This is a genomic window from Saccharothrix deserti, assembly GCF_009769385.1.
In the GTDB taxonomy this organism is placed as follows: domain Bacteria; phylum Actinomycetota; class Actinomycetes; order Mycobacteriales; family Pseudonocardiaceae; genus Actinosynnema; species Actinosynnema deserti.
The window spans coordinates 1-498 of sequence record NZ_ML775968.1 but is presented as its reverse complement, the minus strand read 5'-3'; the positions used below and the strand labels follow the sequence as shown (position 1 = coordinate 498).

Genomic DNA, 498 nt, shown 5'->3' with positions numbered 1-498 from the left:
GTCCGGACCGCTCACGCGGGCCGGGTGTCCCTGGCGGGCGTGGTCTGCCGCAAACAGGGCCACCGCACCCGGCTGATCTACCGCATGCTGGTGCACCGCGGCCGCGTCGGTGAGAAGAAGGGCTTCCGGGAAAAGGACTTCGCCGCACTGCTGGATGCCGCCCACCGACAGTTGGGCGGGGCCATCGTGCTGGTCTGGGACAACTATGTCCACCACGTCGATGCCGCCATGCGGGCGTTGATCGACGAGCGGTCGTGGCTGACGGTTTTCCGCCTGCCCGCCTACGCCCCGGACCTGAACCCGGCCGAGGGAGTGTGGGCGCACCTGAAGCGGAGCCTGGGCAACCTGGCCCCGTACGGCATCGACGGCCTGGCGGCAGTGGTCCGTAACCGCCTCAAACGCATGCAGTATCGACCCGACCTGCTCGACGGGTTCATCGCACAAACCGGACTGATCACGACACCACCGTGACGTCACCCCGAACCGAAAAGGTCAGTA

At 67.3% G+C, this 498-nt stretch carries 1 protein-coding gene; it reads left to right on the top strand.

The window, feature by feature from the left end; all coding sequences use genetic code 11:
• Window positions 1-471, top strand: a 471-nt coding sequence (locus FM051_RS11380) for a transposase (RefSeq protein WP_238412323.1), incomplete at its 5' end; no start/stop codon positions are given.
• Window positions 472-498: the final 27 nt, after the last annotated feature.